At 53.8% G+C, this 16,628-nt stretch carries 16 protein-coding genes; 13 read left to right on the forward strand and 3 right to left on the reverse strand.

The window, feature by feature from the left end; genetic code table 11:
- Nucleotides 1-11: 11 nt before the first annotated feature.
- From IJT02_03665 to IJT02_03675, 3 genes are read right to left on the reverse strand one after another with little or no spacing between them, the layout of a single operon-like run.
- Nucleotides 12-854, reverse strand: coding sequence for a cupin domain-containing protein (locus tag IJT02_03665; GenBank protein ID MBQ7544022.1), 843 nt, complete (start codon nucleotides 852-854; stop codon nucleotides 12-14).
- Nucleotides 855-892: 38 nt separating this feature from the next.
- Nucleotides 893-1,216: a DUF1622 domain-containing protein gene (locus IJT02_03670; GenBank protein MBQ7544023.1), complete on the reverse strand. Its 324-nt coding sequence runs from the start codon at nucleotides 1,214-1,216 to the stop codon at nucleotides 893-895.
- 13 nt (nucleotides 1,217-1,229) lie between these two features.
- Nucleotides 1,230-3,203, reverse strand: coding sequence for a hypothetical protein (locus tag IJT02_03675; protein ID MBQ7544024.1), 1,974 nt, complete (start codon nucleotides 3,201-3,203; stop codon nucleotides 1,230-1,232).
- A gap of 108 nt (nucleotides 3,204-3,311) precedes the next feature.
- Here IJT02_03675 and IJT02_03680 point away from each other — a divergent pair, with 108 nt between their 5' ends.
- The 13 genes from IJT02_03680 (at nucleotide 3,312) to IJT02_03740 (ending at nucleotide 16,613) form a co-directional block, all read left to right on the forward strand.
- Entirely contained in the window at nucleotides 3,312-3,668 is a 357-nt protein-coding gene (locus IJT02_03680; protein MBQ7544025.1) for a hypothetical protein, read from the forward strand.
- A gap of 60 nt (nucleotides 3,669-3,728) precedes the next feature.
- Nucleotides 3,729-3,992, forward strand: a complete 264-nt coding sequence (locus IJT02_03685; protein ID MBQ7544026.1) for an AbrB/MazE/SpoVT family DNA-binding domain-containing protein — start codon at nucleotides 3,729-3,731, stop codon at nucleotides 3,990-3,992.
- A complete protein-coding gene (locus tag IJT02_03690) occupies nucleotides 3,992-4,255 on the forward strand; it encodes a hypothetical protein (GenBank protein ID MBQ7544027.1) in 264 nt (87 codons plus the stop codon). Before IJT02_03685 ends, IJT02_03690 begins: the two co-directional genes overlap by 1 nt.
- Before the next feature lie 112 nt (nucleotides 4,256-4,367).
- Nucleotides 4,368-6,050 (forward strand): hypothetical protein, encoded by a 1,683-nt coding sequence (locus tag IJT02_03695; GenBank protein MBQ7544028.1) that lies wholly within the window; start codon nucleotides 4,368-4,370, stop codon nucleotides 6,048-6,050.
- A gap of 36 nt (nucleotides 6,051-6,086) precedes the next feature.
- Nucleotides 6,087-8,669, forward strand: a complete 2,583-nt coding sequence (locus IJT02_03700) for an InlB B-repeat-containing protein (GenBank protein ID MBQ7544029.1) — start codon at nucleotides 6,087-6,089, stop codon at nucleotides 8,667-8,669.
- A gap of 124 nt (nucleotides 8,670-8,793) precedes the next feature.
- Nucleotides 8,794-9,495, forward strand: coding sequence for a hypothetical protein (locus IJT02_03705; GenBank protein ID MBQ7544030.1), 702 nt, complete (start codon nucleotides 8,794-8,796; stop codon nucleotides 9,493-9,495).
- A gap of 3 nt (nucleotides 9,496-9,498) precedes the next feature.
- A complete protein-coding gene (locus IJT02_03710; GenBank protein MBQ7544031.1) occupies nucleotides 9,499-9,765 on the forward strand; it encodes a PqqD family protein in 267 nt (88 codons plus the stop codon).
- The gene (locus tag IJT02_03715) at nucleotides 9,752-10,168 is read left to right on the forward strand and encodes a S26 family signal peptidase (GenBank protein MBQ7544032.1); all 417 of its coding nucleotides are present in this window, start codon (nucleotides 9,752-9,754) and stop codon (nucleotides 10,166-10,168) included. Before IJT02_03710 ends, IJT02_03715 begins: the two co-directional genes overlap by 14 nt.
- A complete protein-coding gene (locus tag IJT02_03720) occupies nucleotides 10,165-11,238 on the forward strand; it encodes a nucleotidyltransferase family protein (protein ID MBQ7544033.1) in 1,074 nt (357 codons plus the stop codon). The genes IJT02_03715 and IJT02_03720 overlap by 4 nt, the downstream gene beginning before the upstream one ends.
- A 95-nt stretch (nucleotides 11,239-11,333) precedes the next feature.
- Nucleotides 11,334-12,425, forward strand: a complete 1,092-nt coding sequence (locus IJT02_03725; GenBank protein MBQ7544034.1) for a BMP family ABC transporter substrate-binding protein — start codon at nucleotides 11,334-11,336, stop codon at nucleotides 12,423-12,425.
- The gene (locus tag IJT02_03730) at nucleotides 12,412-13,515 is read left to right on the forward strand and encodes a BMP family ABC transporter substrate-binding protein (GenBank protein MBQ7544035.1); all 1,104 of its coding nucleotides are present in this window, start codon (nucleotides 12,412-12,414) and stop codon (nucleotides 13,513-13,515) included. The genes IJT02_03725 and IJT02_03730 overlap by 14 nt, the downstream gene beginning before the upstream one ends.
- Nucleotides 13,508-16,273: a response regulator gene (locus tag IJT02_03735; protein MBQ7544036.1), complete on the forward strand. Its 2,766-nt coding sequence runs from the start codon at nucleotides 13,508-13,510 to the stop codon at nucleotides 16,271-16,273. The genes IJT02_03730 and IJT02_03735 overlap by 8 nt, the downstream gene beginning before the upstream one ends.
- The gene (locus tag IJT02_03740) at nucleotides 16,242-16,613 is read left to right on the forward strand and encodes a response regulator (protein MBQ7544037.1); all 372 of its coding nucleotides are present in this window, start codon (nucleotides 16,242-16,244) and stop codon (nucleotides 16,611-16,613) included. The genes IJT02_03735 and IJT02_03740 overlap by 32 nt, the downstream gene beginning before the upstream one ends.
- Nucleotides 16,614-16,628 lie beyond the last annotated feature (15 nt).

Consider the following 16,628-nt stretch of genomic DNA (forward strand, 5'->3'; position numbering starts at 1 on the left):
GGGGGATTGTTTTACTTCTTGAGGGCGTGGTTCTGTGCGATGAGGTCAATGAAGATTAGGTTCTCGCTGCCGGTGTTCTCTAGGGCATGGGACTGTCCCGGTCCGGCAAGAGTTACGCTCTGAGGCCCTACGACGTATTCTCCGCCGTCCCCGTCAGTGAACATTCCTTCGCCCGACAGAATAATGTACGTGTCCTCGTTGTCCGCGTGTGAATGAAGGCTGATGCTGTCTCCCGGCCTGAGCGTCATCATTCCGATTTCCTTGATGGCCTGATTTGGTGTTGCGTCCTCGCGGCGGAAGGCAAACTTCCCGTAAAGAGTTCCCTTGCCCGCTCCTCCTGCGTTCTGCTTGTTGAGCTTGCGTAGTCTTTCGGCAGGGAAAACCTGCGGAGTCGGATTAGCCTTGAGTGCTTCGAGGTCTGCGCTGGCGTTCTTGGCGATGATGTCGAGGAACACGAGGTCTTCACCGAAAAGGTTTGCGAGCCCGTGAGACTGCCCGGGACGGGCTATCGTCATGTCTCCGGCTTTGACCGTCCAAGAGTTGCCTTCTCCGTCGGTGAAGATTCCTGTTCCCGAAAGTATCAGGTACGCGTCTTCGTTGTCGGCGTGGGCATGAAGGCCGATGAAGTCGCCGTGCTTGAGGGTCATGAAGCCGATCTCCTTGATGGCCCAGTCGTCTCCGGCTTTGTCGCGCGTGTAGGCGAACTCCCCGTAGAGCGTTCCGCGTCCTCCGGCTACGTCCTGCTTGTTGAGGACTGTGAGCTCCTCGAGATCCCAGCACTGTTCGCGGGGTTCGGCGTGGGCGAACGAAGCCAGAAGCAGGAGAGACAGTGATAGTGCGATAAGTTTTCTCATGATGAATGATTCCTCCTTTGTGCCCGAATGATAGCACATCAGCCTAAGTGTGCCTCTTCCGTCTTTATCTCCCAGTGAATCAGGAACGTCAATGCTCCCCTCAGCACGATTATTGCCCCGAGAATCGCTAGCTCGCTCCACTCACGGACAATAACCGTCCTCAAGACCTCCCCGCCCAGCTTGAACTCCAGCGCAAGCGCAATCCCCTGCGCAAGCGTCAGCCTCACGTGAGGGTCTCTCTTCAGGCAGCCCCAGATACTTTTGAAGGTTGTTACCATGAGGACAGTAACACCTACGCACTCCATCAGCAGAACTCCCAGCTGTACGGTTATCTCGAAAATCTCTTCAATGTCCGCAATCATTCTTTCTCCCTCCTTATGCCATCATGAACGCAATCACGAACAGCAGCCCCGCCGCAAACGTCATCAGCCCGTAAGCCAGGCTCGACGGCAGCAGTTTCCCCGCAGTCTCTCCCTTCGGCCCTTCCTGGTAGTACCCGAAATCTGTGTCCTCCGGCGGACGAACGAACTTCACGCGCGAAGCCCTCGACAGCATCCACGACACCGGCCCGGCCGTGAACAGGTCAACAACATGCGCGAACAATGCCCCGATGAACGGCAGAATCGTCCCTATTACCGGGCGGAATAACGCGTTCTCAATGTTCAGCTTCTCCGGCCACAGGTCAAGGTAGACGACATTATCGCCCCTGCGTTCAAGAAGGAAGTGTTGTATCAGCAGGAAGTAGACCGCTATGCCGATGCCGATCGAGATTATCGCCCCCTCGAGGCATTCGGAGGAGAAGTAGCGGATTATGTGGTGATGACCCGTGCTGTTCATGAACGGTGCTCCGAGAATGCTTATCTTGTCGCCGACACTGTACGGCATCATTCCGATGACCGGCAGCAGCAGAGCAGAGAACGCGAGGATGAAGGCATTGCTGCGGGAGATGTAGATGTCCTTCTGGTGCATTGACGGCGACGGCGAAGCGACGAACAGCGCAACGAAGAGCTTGATGACGTAAGCGGTTGTGAGGCCGCCCGAGATCAGGAACAGCCACTCGCACACGCTGAAGAGTGCCGCCTCTCCTCCCGCTGTCATGAACGGCAGAGTTCCCGACGCTCCGCGCATTACGTTTCCGAGCTCGTGGATGTGCTCGACAATTGCGTCGTGGATGAGTGTTTTTCCTAAGTACCCGTTCCAGAATGGAGCACCCATCAGGCCAAGCCCCCCCATGACGAACGCGAACATCAGCGTCTTCTTGCCCTTGCCGAAACCCTTAATGTCGTTGAGGTTGAGCTGGTGAGTGTTCATGTGTACGACACCTGCGCAGAGGAACAGAACGAGTTTCACGAGCGAGTGCCCGACCATGTAGAGGATTGTTCCTCGTATCGCGAGGTCGTTGTCCTTGCCCAAGAAGCACTGCATCGCTATGCCCGTCAGGATGAAGCCGAGCTGGGACATCGACGAACACGCAAGGGTGCGCTTGATGTTGACGGAGAAGACGGCCAGGACAGCCCCGAGCACCATCGTAATCACCGCAAGAATGAGCAGCATGAACCCCCACAGCGGGTCATGAAGGAACGGCCCTGCAGACAGCACGATGATTCCGAACAGTCCTGACTTCGTGAGCAGGCCTGAGAGCAGTGCGCTTGAAGGTGCAGGAGCGGCAGTGTGTGCGGTCGGAAGCCAGATGTGCGACGGGAAGATCGCTGCCTTCGCCGCAAAACCTATGAACACCAGCACTCCGGCCAAGTACAAGCCGCTTCTGTCCTCGAGGCGGTAGAGTGCCGCGATGTCAAGCGTGCCGGTCTTAGCGTAGAGCAGCACCAGCCCCGTCAATGTCGCGAGGCCTCCGATTATCGCAATGGCCAGGTAGGTTTCGGCGGCTCTCTGGGCTTCAGGTGTCTCGTCCTGAACAACCATGATGTACGAGAACAGCGACATCATCTCGAAGAATATGAACGTTGTGTAGAGATCCGCAGACAGGAACACTCCCATTATGCTCCCGAGCGTCAAGAGAACGTAAAGGTAGTAGCGGTTGCGGTTTCTGTGCCCCTTGAGGTACTCGCGCGAAAAGATTGTCGTTGCCGCCCACATGAAGGCGATGATCAGCGCGTAGATGAACCTGAAGCCGTCAAGCGTGAACTTTATGCCAAGCCCGCAGACTCCCGGAAGTTCGAGCTCCGAGCCTATGTGCTTGTAGAGCGTCAGGACTGCGGCGAGCTCAACGAGGCAGACGGCATCTGCGGCGTAATCGCGGACTTTCCGGCTGTAGCGTCCTGCTACGTAGGAGAGTAGTCCTCCGAACATCGGCCAGAGAACCAGAAACAGCAGCGTGTAATTCTTCATTGTGATTTGCACCTCCCGAGATGAGGCGATTATACAATAACGTGGGCTATAATTATTCTGCAAAGCCTGAGAAGACGGCCAAGAAAAATGATAAAGGAGGAAACATCAGTGAAGCGTATACTTTCAGCGTTGCTGCTGGTCGCGGTGCTCGCAGGTTCAGCGTACGGCCTCAGCGACAAGGATTACACGAGGATGAAGAGGGAGAGCAGCGTCTTCCGCGAGGCAGACAGGAAGCTCGGCGCAGTATGGCACAGAATCGAGGACGAAATCACTAAGCCTGCACGTTCTGTGTTCGAGATGCTTAAGGCGGAACAGCGCGACTGGATAAAGTCCGGGCGGGACAGAGCCGCGAGGAAGTACATGAATGACGGCTTTGACGACTACAATGCATACGCTATAGCGACGTATGAGCGCATCGGATACCTCGAGGGATGGGAAGCTGTGATGTTCAACGATGACGATTGACAGCGTCAGAGGACTTCCCCGCCCTCTTGAATTTTTCCCGCAGGAAAGGAGGAGACAGCGTTGGCAGTGGCGGTCTTGCGTTCACATTCACAGATAACAATTCCTGCTTCTGTTATCTCAAGTCTGGGGCTGAAAGAGGGCGACCAGCTCGAAATTTTTGCTGACAACGGAACAATAAGCATGATACCTGTAGCAGTTTACCCCGTTGATTACGTTGAACAGCTCCGCAAAGAGACGGCAGAACTCAGAGATAACATATCTTCAGGGAAACAGCCTGTGTTCGATAGCGTTGACGCGATGATTGAGGCTCTGGAGAAGTCCTGATGCTGAAAATCACTTACTCTGAACGTTTCCAGAAGCACTACAAGAAACTTTCAGCGGACGAGAAAGCTCAATTCAGGCGGAAGCTCGATGTGTTTGCGGATAATCCACTTCACCCTTCGCTGAGAACGAAACACATTAAGGGTACTGACGGATTATTTGAGTTCAGCGTCAACATGGATATTCGAGTCATCTGGTTTTACGAGGGAGAAAATCTAGTTGCTCTTGTTGACATAGGGCATCACGACATCCTGAAAAACTTTTGAGTTCTGCGCGAAAGTTGATTTTCCTGCGTGAACGTTCTCTCCGCCGATTGAATTTCCCCGCAAAACCGGCGATAATTCACCCATGAATCCCACACAGAAAGGATTGACACAAGTGAATGATACTCGGTATAATGGCTCACGGCTCACGGTCAAACTATACTCTCCACACTGTAACTTCCCGCAATTCCTGAGGCATATTGCGCTCGTCATCGTACTGTTCCTAGCGTCATCCGGCACGGCTTGGGCGACGACGACCTCGACCATCACCGTAAGCGGCACGGACTACCTGCTGTTCACGGGCTTCACCGCTACGGGCGGAAACGGCAAGAACTACGCTAAGCTTGTGGACGGCAATACCAATACCGACTGGAGTGCATTGAAAAATTACGACGATGGGACAACGAATGATTTCGCAGGCGGCACGGAAGACCCCGCATTTGTGGAGTTCCACGCCGATTCGCCTGTCATACCGAAGGGCTATGTCCTGACCTGCGACAGTGAGAACGCCGGCTTCTGGAAACCCGTGCAGTGGGCGTTCAAGGCGAAACTGAACGAGGGCGACGAATGGACTGCCATTCATTCCTCAACGACAACGCTCGGTGCGGGAAAGACTTTCGAGATTGCCTGCACCAACGACGCGGGCAATCAGTATCAGTATTTCCGATTTGAGGTTTACGAAGTCGGCACAACAATGAAGGTGGACTTGGACGAAGTGCAGATTTATGCCCAGTTTACATATACCCCTGTATCCGCAAGGGCTGCGACCTGCACGGAATACGGTCTGTCGAGTGGCGGCTATCTGCGAAACGACGGCAAGTATTTCTCGGATGCAAACGGTACTACTGAGCTGACCGTAGGCAACGGCCTCATTGATAAGATTCCCCACACAGGCGTACACCACGAAGCAGACGCGAATCATATTGAGTATTGGCAATGCTCCGTGTGCAGCAAGTATTTCACCGATGAAGCCTGCACTCATGAAGTTACGGCGGACGAAGTGCTGAAAACCGTCTTCGGAACGCTGACCGCCGGGACAAACGGCGCAAGCGGTTACTACACCCTCGAAAGCAAGACCTATACGCTGACAGAAGATGTCAACACCGCCGGATATATCTACGTTCCTGAAGGCGTTACGGCTGCAATCGACCTTGCCGGGCATACTATTGACCGTGGGCTGACAAGTGCCATAACGAACGGAATGGTTATCCGGGTTGAGGGCAGCCTGACGGTTACAGACAGCGGCACGGGCGGCACGATAAAGGGCGGCATGGACTCCAGCACTGAACATGTTTCCTGCGTTTTGGTTTACAGTGAGAATAGCAACCCCGTATTCACCCTGCAAGGCGGTACGCTTATCGGAAACACGAGCAATCAATATAACAGTGCGGTTTTGGCCCCTAATAATTCGAACATTACCATTTCCGGCGGAAAGATTACCGGTGATGTATATGGTATTCATTCATATGGCAATGTTGCGGTATCCGGCGGTGAAATCAGCGGCAACACTACGGGAATATGGTCGCAGACCAACAGCGTTTCCGTGTCAGGCAATCCTGTCATCGCGAATAATACCAACGCAAATGTCATGCTGTATTATGGCGACGCTTCTGTCTTGACCATTGCGGGCGAATTGACCGCTGGAGCAAATATCGGTATCACGGAAGGTGGCGGCAGCATACCCACCGACAATGCGCCCGTTACGATCACAAGCGGCTATGGCACATATCACAGCAATATATCGCTCGGCACATACTTTTCGCTTGACAACAACGGCCAAACGCTCGTAATGGGCTAGAATGAGGACAGAACGGAGATTGCTGTCGGAACAGCCATGAGAACCGTAACCTTTGACCTTCAAGGGCACGGCTCTGCTATTGAAGCGGTAAGCCTGTTAAGCGGCTATAAGCTGGTTGAACCGACTGAGCCGACAGCCGAGGGCTGGAGCTTTGGCGGATGGTACACCGATGAGGACTTCACGGATGGTAATGAGTGGGACTTTGACAGCAGCGTTACTTCTGATATGACGCTGTACGCACTGTGGACGCAGGGGCAGATGTATCGTGTAACTCTGCCTGAGAATATGATTATCGTCAGTGCTGACAATGCGGCGGTCGGCGGTAAATATCCGTCAGGTACAAATATCAGATTCAAGGCTGCGCCGGATTATGTGGTTGACGGCGACGTAAAGAATGGAACTGAAACGCTGACCGCAGACGAAGACGGTATTTATACTGTAGCTTTAGGAAATGCAGACATCACCATTACCGCCACGATAAAGAAAGCTGCTGAACCGAACAAGACCCTTTCGGGAAGCGAGAGTTATACGGCACAGAACGGCGACGTGCTGACAGGTTCGACCTCCGGCACGGTAACGATTCCCGACGGAGCAAGCATTACGCTTTCCGATGTGAGCATTGGCGGCGGCATAGTCTGCAACGGCACGGCTACGATTACCCTCGTCGGTACGAACAGTGCGACGGGCGCAACCCAAAAGGCAGGTATCGAGGTCGGCGGAGAGAACACAACGCTCACTATCAAGGGCAACGGCTCGCTGACGGCAACCGGCGGCCAACATTCAGCAGGGATCGGCCTTAGTCGTGCTTGGGATCCTGCCAATGATGTCATCGGCGGCGATATTATCATCGAGGGCGGAACTATCACTGCAAACGGCGGCTATTGGGGCGCAGGTATCGGCACGGGCGTTATCTATGGTAACGGCAGCGCGAAGACCGCAAGACTCGGCAACATCACCATCAAGGGCGGCACGGTAAAGGCAACAGGCGGCACTGATGCAGACGGAATCGGAACAGGATACACCTACAGCCCATGCACAAACGCAATCGGAACAGTAACGGTTTATGACGGCATCGACAAGGTTGACGCTTCGAGCATCAAGGACTTCACCAGCGTGGTCTATATGCACAGCGAGACCAACGTAACCGCCAACAAGACCGACTACTTCACCATCAGCGAGGACGGCGACCGCAGAGTCATCACACAGAAGCACTACACTATCACCGTTGCTGGCGGCATTGAGAATGGCAGAGTTACTGCGGGCAAGTCCGGGGCTGTCGAGGGTGATACTGTTACCCTGACTATTACGCCCGTCGATGGCTACAGCATCGGCACGGTGAGCTATAACGACACGGAAATAACCGCTAATAACGGTGTCTATTCGTTCACGATGCCTGCTGTCAGCGTAACTATATCCGTAACGTTTACGCCAATCCCCTACACAATCACGTACAACCTTGACGGCGGCAGTCTTGCAGACGGCGTGAGCAACCCCGCGAGCTACACGGTCGAGGACACACCCATAACCCTGACGAACCCCGCGAAGGACGGTTACACCTTCAAGGGCTGGACTGGTACAGACCTCACCGAAGCAACACAGACCGTAACGATTGCGCAGGGCTCGACGGGAAACCGCGCGTATTCCGCAGTGTGGGAGCAGAACGGCGGAACATCACCAGAGTCCGGCGCGCCTAAGTTCAAGTATCAGGCTCTCGTGCTCGACGGGAAGATAGCGGTCAGGTTCGCGATGGATCTATCTTCACTTGATGAGACGGTGCGTTCAGGAAGCTATATGATGTTCGACATCAGCGGCGACAGAACCTCAAACAACCGCAAGCCTTTCTATGAGACCGACAGCTTCACCGACGGGACGGGCAAATATTACTACTTCGACTGCGGAATCAAGTCCATCGAGATGGCGAACAACATCAGAGCCGAGTTCTATTACGGTGATGGTCTGGTCGTCAGCAAGGATTACACGGCGAGGCAGTACCTCAACGACATGCTCGCAGATGAGAAGTATGCAGGGAATGATGATTACAGCGTCGCAGTCCGAAACCTGATGAAGGCAATCAAGGATTACGGGCATTACGCACAGCTGATGCTCTCTGCGTACAGGGGCTGGAGTCTCGGCGGGGATTATGCTCCGATCGAGAACGAGAACACTTACGCGAGCAGTGATGTAACTCTAGTGAACAGCATTAAGTCGGCGACGGAGCAATACGCTTTCCGCAAGACTATCAGCGGCTCTGACATTGAAGAAGTAACTTTCAGCCTTGCGCTGGACTCGTACACGACCATCAATGTACTGGTGAACTCGGCCTCAGAGGTAACAGCGTCCCTCAAGAACGGAGGCGGGCTTCAGGTCGTGCCTCAGGACAATAACCGTTATCTTATCGAGCTGGACAACATACCTGCCCACGAACTCACCAAGACATTCGATGTTGTGATAAACGCCGGAAACAGCTCGTGCGAAGTGAACGTGTCGGCAATGTCGTACGTTTACGCCGTTCTGACGGACAGCACTGATTATGCGTATGAGCCGGAGCTTGCTGCTGCACTGTACAAGTATTACGAGGCGAATCAGGCCTACAGGACAGCGGCAGGGTATTCGGACTAGCAGGAAGGAGGTGAATTAAGAATGGAGCATAAAGCAGAGTACAAGAGGCTTGAGATTGAGGTCGTAGATTACGAGTACGAAGACGTGATCACGACAAGCGACGGAGCTACTACTACTCCTTATCATGGATAAGGTTTACCGTATAGCAGACAGGAACATACGGATCAGCTCGCTGTTCTCGTTCATTCACGTTTACTGCGCTGAATACCAGACGGACAGCGAGCCTGATTTTGAGGTGGAGACAACGTATGCGGACATTGAGGCCGAACGCAGGACGGTAAGCGCGGAAGTTGCGGGCGGATGGGCGGAGGTCTCTGCGGTGTTCAGGAAGATAGCGGAGAGAATGCCGGAGTACAGTACGTTCATGCTTCACGGCTCTGCAGTTGCTGTTGACGGGGAAGGTTACTTGTTCACGGCGAAGAGCGGGACGGGGAAATCAACGCACGCGAGGCTGTGGCGCGAACTTCTGGGAGGCCGGGCCGTGATGGTGAACGACGACAAACCGTTTGTCAGGGTTGCCGACGGTGAAGCGATAGTCTGCGGAAGCCCGTACAGCGGGAAGGAAGGCCTGAACACGAACATATCAGTACCGTTGAAGGCAGTCTGCGTTCTTGAGCGTTCGGAGACTAACAGCATCAGAGAGGCGGGCTTCAGCGAGGTGTACCCAGTGCTTCTCCAGCAGACTTATCACCCGTCGGACAGAATGATGCTCGGCAGGACTCTGGAGCTTCTGGACGGTCTTGGCCAAGCTGTGAGGTTCTACAGGCTCTCCTGCAATCAGGAGCTGGAGGCGGCGGAAATGTCTTACAGCGCGATGAAAGGATAGACTATGAGGTTAAGGGATGAATTTCTGACCCACACGAGCGGCGGTGAAGCGTACTTAGTGCCGTCGGGAAACGTTGAGTTTCGGGGATTAGTGAGGGGCAATGAATCACTCGGTGAAGTCATCGAGCTCTTGAAGACTGACACGACAGAAGCGGAAATCGTTAAGGCTCTGCGTGAAAAGTACAGCGCGCCGGACGGAGCAATAGAGCTTGATGTCAGGAAAGCAGTAGAAGTTCTGCGGAGCGTGGGGGCATTAATTGAGCAGCCTTGAACAATACCTGTCAGAACACGGACGCGTAATCTCCGCGAATGTCGGAGTGAGTATGCTGCCGCTTTTGCGTGAAGGGAAGGATCTATTCTTCTTAGAGAAGAAGGGGGCTGAACGCTGCAGAGCCGGTGATGTGGTTCTTTACCGCCGGAAGCGTCAGTACGTGCTTCACCGTGTAATTGAGGTTCGGGAGAAGGATTATGTTATTCTTGGCGACAACTGCACGGCGAAGGAGTACGGCATTCAGGACGGCGACATTCTGGCAGTGATGACCTCATTCATCCGCAGCGGCAGAGAACACAGCGTGAAGGAGTTTGCGTACAGGGTATATTCGTTCGTGTGGCTGAAGATTGCTCCTCTGCGGATATTCTTGAAGCGTTCAGTGAAGGGGCTGATCGGGCGATGATAACAGGCACGGCGGAGGCGGTGATATACCTCGCTTCCTGTGCGGTGAACGGTACGAAGCCGGATGCAGAGAGGCTCGCAGGAGCAGACTTCGGAGCGTTGCTGTCGTTCGCGTCGTATCACATGCTGGGTGCGGTTGTCGCGATGGGGCTCGAAGATGCAGGGTTCACGGGCAGGGACATTCGGAAGCATATAGCGTTCTCGGTGAGGAAGAGCGTATGCTTTGAGGCGGCGAACCGTGAAGTTCTTGCTGGTCTTGAGGAAGCGGGGATCTGGTACATGCCGCTGAAAGGTGCTGTGCTGAAAGATTACTATCCGCGCTTCGGAATGCGCGAGATGTCCGACTACGACATACTGATTGACACTACACGCGCCCACGACGTGAGGAGGATAATGCAGTCTCTGGGGTTCAGGACTGAGGAGTTCGGCTGGGGAACTCATGACGTGTATTACCGCGAGCCGCTCTGCAACTTCGAGATGCACAGGGAGCTGTTCGAGGCCTCGTTTGATGAGCACCTGCACTCCTGCTATTCCAGCGTGAAAAGCAGACTGATAAAGGATGACGGGAATAATTACGGCTACCATTTCACCCCTGAAGATTTCTACCTGTACATTACAGCCCACGAGTACAAGCATTATTCGCTGGGAGGTACAGGACTGCGCTCGCTGCTTGATGTTTATGTGCTCCTGAGGAGGTTCGAGGGACAGCTTGATTTCGGCTATGTATTGAGTGAGGCGGAGAAGCTGGGGCTCTCGGAGTTCGAGGCCAAGAATCGCGGGCTCGCACTGAACCTTTTCGGGAACAGGGAACTGACTGACGGGGAACAGGAGATGCTTGAATATATCGTTCAGTCAGGAGTTCACGGCAACGTAGAGATCAGCGTACGCAACGGCCTGAAGAAATGCGGCGGTGGCAAGATAAAGTACCTGCTCTCGAGAATATTTCCTTCCATGAATAGCACCAAGCACAAAATCTATTACCCTGCTCTGATAATTTTCCGCCTGCTGAGAGCATTAACCCTGAAACGGCACAAAATCCTGCTCGAGCTCCGGCATCTGTTCTCCGCGTAAAAGTTGCTTCTCTTTCGTGAATGTTGCTCCGAATACCTGTAATCTTGGCCTGAAATCTGCAATAATTAGCAGACCTTAGGGAAGTGAGGCAGTCTATGAGGAAAATCATCTTTATCGCGTTCTTTCTCCTTTTCGCCGCCATCGCAGGAATCTACCTGATACACGATATACAGGTGAACACTGATGTTACGGCCAAGACCACGAAAGTAGGCGTACTGATAAACGGAAGCCGCTACGACCACAGCTATTGCCAGGCACATTATGAGGCACTAGAGGCCATCAAGGACGAGCTTAACCTCGAGTACGTCTATCTGGAGCATGTGCCTATGAACTGCTATAAAGACATTGTCAGCCTCATACGCGACAAGGACTGCAAGATTATTATCGGTGTATCGTTCGAGTTCGGCATTGACATGATGAAGGCGGCGGAAAAGTTCCCAAGCATTTACTTTCTCCACGCGTCAGGAGTAAATCACCGTAAAAATTTCTCCTCATTCTTCGGCAGAATGTATCAGGCACGTTATCTTTCTGGCATCGCTGCGGGCATGAACACCAAAACAGGAGAACTCGGCTACGTTGCGGCGTTCCCCATCTCGGAGGTCATCAGGGGCATCAACGCCTTCACTCTCGGAGTCAGGAGCGTACGGCCGGACGCTGTCGTTCATGTGCGTTACTGCAACGCGTGGCAGGGGGACGAAGTAGCCGGAGAAGTCTGCCGCAAACTGCTGGAGCTTCATCCCATTGACGTTGTGGCAATGCACACAGATTCACTACAGCCACACATAGAAGCCGACGCTAGAGGGATATGGTCTGTCGGCTACAACATCAACAACGCCGCTATGTTCCCGGATACCTATCTGACCGCCTGCATCTGGAAGTGGGAAGTGTATTACCGCAAGCAGATACTTAACTGCCTGCAGGGGAAATTCATCGGGCATCATGATTTGATGGAGATGGATGAAGGCATTGTTGCTCTCTCGGGATTGTCCGAACATGCAGACCCGCAGACGAAAGCCAAAGTCCAGGCCGCAGACGAAAAGCTCCGTACTCTGGAATTTGACGTGTTCTACGGCCCGATTACGGACAACGCGAACATTCTGCGCATCGATGAAGGAGAATCCATGCCCGACGACGAGATGTTCAACCGCTTTTACTGGTATGTGGAGGGCGTGAATGTTGAAGAGTAGGAAATGGGCGGTGCATGACCTGCCTCTGCTGCTTGCGGGGATTATCTGCGTTGTGCTGGTCGTCGTGATTCAGAGCTTCCAGCTGCCGGAGACGGGACGGCGTATTGTCGTAGGCTGTGTCCTTGTAGGCGATAGAGACGACAAGGGCTGGAACGAGAGCCACTGCATCGGTCTGCTGAATGCCTGCCGCACTTACGACTGCGGCTTTATGGCGTGGGAACGTGTTGCTGAGAGCGAGCCCACTGTGTCCGCCGCTGTCAGGGAGCTCGTGAATAACGGTGCTAACGTAATCTTTCTGACAAGTTTCGGCTACGGCCAGTACATGGACGAGATTGCACGGAAATATCCGCGTGTAGCATTCTTCGGGATTTCCGGCGAAGGTGCGGCCAAGAACTCGACAACGTATTTTGCACGGCTGTATCAGGCACGGTATATCGCAGGTATAATCGCCGGAGCAGAAAGCAGGACAGGCATTCTCGGCTACGTTACTTCCGCGCCGAACCCTCAGGTGAACCGCAGCATCAACGCCTACGCTATGGGTATGCGCCTCGCTAATCCGAAGGCACGGCTCATCGTCCGATTCACAGGAAGCTGGGAGAACAAAGCGGCTGAACGTGAAAGCGTAGTCCTGCTCGCGGAGAAGGGAGCTGATGTCATAACCTACCATGAGGACAGACCCTACGCCGTGCAAGAAGCCGAGAAGCTCGGGCTTATGAGCATAGGCTATGATGCTGTGTACGAGAAATATTCTGATAAGTTCCTGACAGCCGCATTGTACAACTGGAAGGTTCTCTACGAGAAAGTGCTCGGGGATTACACCAGCGGAAGGTCTAACTTCTCCAGCAGCTACTGGCTCGGCTTCGAGGAAGATGCTGTAGCCCTGTATCCGTTCTCGCCGCGAGTGTCAGAGAAAGCCGCGTCTCTGGCTTCTGCGGGGAAAGAAAGAATCATGAATTACAGCAGCGTCTTTTCCGGCGTAATTTACGACAATCAGGGGATGCTTCGCTGCAACAAGGACGAACGAATCAGCGACCATGAACTTTTTACGGGTATGGAGTGGTTCGTAGAAGGAGTAGAGATTTATGACTAAGCGAATATCCATGCTCGTGATTAGCAAAGGCTCTGTCTTGGTGACGGCGGTCTTCGGAGTACTGCTGCTTTTCGTGGGAGTGATGTTCAATGTGCGAATGGACGAGCTCCTGACAGCCTACACCGAGAACCAGACAGAACGTCAGGCGGAAACCCTCGCGGAGAAGGCCGCAGAAACTCTCGGGACTGAGCTTAAGACGCTCGCCTATGTTGCCTCAAAGATTGAAGCCAACCCCGCAGCAATCCGCCTGCTGATGCCTCTGCTCTTCAACGAAAAAGGAGTACGGCAGGGACTTCTGGCCATCGACGGTCATGCAGTGTACGGGGACGCGCTTTCCCTGCGGACATATAGCGGCATAAAGACGGCGTTTCGCGGCACAAGTGCCATCACTTTCGCCAGAGAGGCAGGACTCCTCTTTACCTGCCCGGTATTTCACGGCAAGAACGTCAAGTACGTCCTCTATCGGCTGTACCCGCTTAAGTCTATTGCTGAACGTTTCTCCATAACTTGCTATGACGACATCGGAAAGATTCTGATTGTTACGCGGGACGGTGATATAGTCGTTCCGTTCGCGGAAAATGCCTCTAAGGATGTAGCCTTCATGCAGAGCAATGAAGTCAAGGGCTTCTACCGCTCCATGCATAGGGAAATGGAAGTATCGGTGGCGGCCGCACGTTCCTTCAGGACGATACGCGGGGAAATGCTGCTGTTCGAGGCGGAAATTCCCGGCACGGACTATATACTGATGGGGTTCGTACCCAAGATGAAAGCCTCTGAGGGCATCGAGAATATCACGCTCTTAGTGGTGTGGGTGTTCGGACTGCTTATGCTGCTGGTTGCTTTGGGGTGTATGTATCTGGTTCGCGTTCGTGTGCAGATTCAGGAGAGCGAAGAACTGAGGGAGGCGAAGGCGGCGGCAGAGTATGCGTCTCAGGCAAAGAGCGTGTTCCTGTCCAACATGTCGCACGAGATTCGTACGCCGATTAATGCGGTGCTCGGCATGAATGAGATGATTCTGCGTGAGAGTGAAGAACGTAACATTCTCGAGTACTCCGAGAACATTCGCACGGCAGGTACTACGTTGCTGGGGCTCATCAATGACATCCTCGACTTCAGCAAGATCGAGGCCGGCAAGATGGACATTATCCCCGTAACTTATGACCTGTCCTCCGTCATCAATGACCTCGTCAACATGATACAGGCACGCGCAGACAAGAAGGGGCTTCTGCTAAAGCTCGACTTTGACGGCAATATCCCGAAGATGCTTCACGGCGACGAGGTACGAATCAAGCAGGTTGTTACGAACATCCTCACCAACGCCGTAAAATACACCGAGAAAGGCAGCGTAACTTTCCGAATCGGCTATGAAGCTGACGGTTCAGACGGCGTGTTTCTGGACTTCGCTGTGATTGATACGGGAATAGGGATAAAGCCTGAAGACATGGCCAAGCTGTTCTCAGAGTTCGAGCGCATCGAGGAGAAACGCAACCGCAGCATTGAGGGCACGGGCTTAGGGATGAACATCACCAAACGGCTGCTCGAGATGATGGGTACGTCGCTGAAGGTTGAGAGCGTTTACGGCAAGGGTTCAACGTTCTCGTTCCGGCTTCGGCAGGGGGTCATAAAGTGGGACGCGCTGGGAGATTACGAGGCGGCTCACAGAGCTTCTCTGCTCTCGATGAAGAAGTATAAGGAGAGGTTCACTGCTCCTGACGCACGCGTCCTTGTTGTTGACGATACGCCGATGAACCTGACGGTGTTCAAGGGGCTGCTCAAGAAGACGCTCATAAGGATTGACACGGCCGACAGCGGGATGCAGGCCCTCTCGCTCGCGGGGGAGAAGAAGTACGATGTTATCTTTGTCGACCACATGATGCCCAACATGGACGGCATAGAGACGCTCCAAAGGTTACGGGCTGATACTGCAGGGCTGAACTTCACGACACCCGCTATATGCCTGACAGCCAACGCAATTTCCGGTGCGCGTGAAGAGTATCTCGCCGCAGGGTTCGACGACTACCTGAGCAAGCCCATTGATGCCGTGAAACTCGAGGACATGCTGACGCGATACCTTCCGCCGGAGAAAATTCTTGCCCCTAGCGACGCTGAGCCCGCACATAACACCTCTCTTCCCGAGTGGTTGTACGGCATTGAGGAGCTGGATGTTAGGGCAGGGCTGAAACACTGCGGCGACGAGGAAGCATATCTCGATACCCTCAAAATCTATGGTAGCTACTCAGCGGCAGGAGCGGACGAGATTGCGGGGTTCTGGACTTCACGGGACATCGCCAACACTACGGTGAAGGTTCACGCCCTCAAGAGTACTTCACGTGCTATCGGTGCGGAGGATCTGGGGGCTCTGGCGGAGAAGCTCGAGTTTGCCGGCAAGGCTGGTGATGCGGCTGTGCTTGACGCGGACTTGGCCGGACTGCTCGAACGTTACAGGGCTTTAGGGGCGGCGTTGTCCCCGCTGTACGCTCCCGCGAAAAATGCTCAGGATGAAGCGGAGCTTCCGCCGGTCCCTGAAGACGAACTGCGCAAAGCATATAATTCTGTCCGTGAGTGCGCGGAAAATCTTGACGTTGACGGCGCGCTCTCTGCGCTGGACTGCCTGAAGGGGTTTCGACTGCCTGAGAGCGAGAAGCAACGGGTTGAACAGCTCCGCAGTGCGGTAGACGAGTTCGACTGGGACAGCGTAAACGAAATTTTAGGAGGTATTCATGACAATGGAGAAGAAACAGATTCTGCTCGTGGATGATGATGTTACGTTCCTGAAGATGATGCAGACTTGGCTGTCGGCAGATTACCGCGTCGCCGCCGCTCGTACAGGCATGCAGGCTCTAAAGTATCTGGCTGAACATTCGGCTGACCTCATCCTTCTGGATTACGAGATGCCGCTTATGGACGGCCCGAAAATCCTTGAAGCACTACGCAGCAAGCCGGGAACCGCGAGCATTCCCGTTATCTTCCTGACTGGCAAGAGCGATCCTGAGAGCGTCAGGAACGTCATGAGCCTGAAACCCGCAAGTTACCTCCTGAAGTCCAAGAACAAAGAAGAGATACTGGAATCGCTGAGCAGTTTCTTCATCAATCACTAGGAGGAACATAACTAG

The organism is Synergistaceae bacterium (assembly GCA_017450125.1).
GTDB lineage: Bacteria > Synergistota > Synergistia > Synergistales > Aminobacteriaceae > JAFUXM01.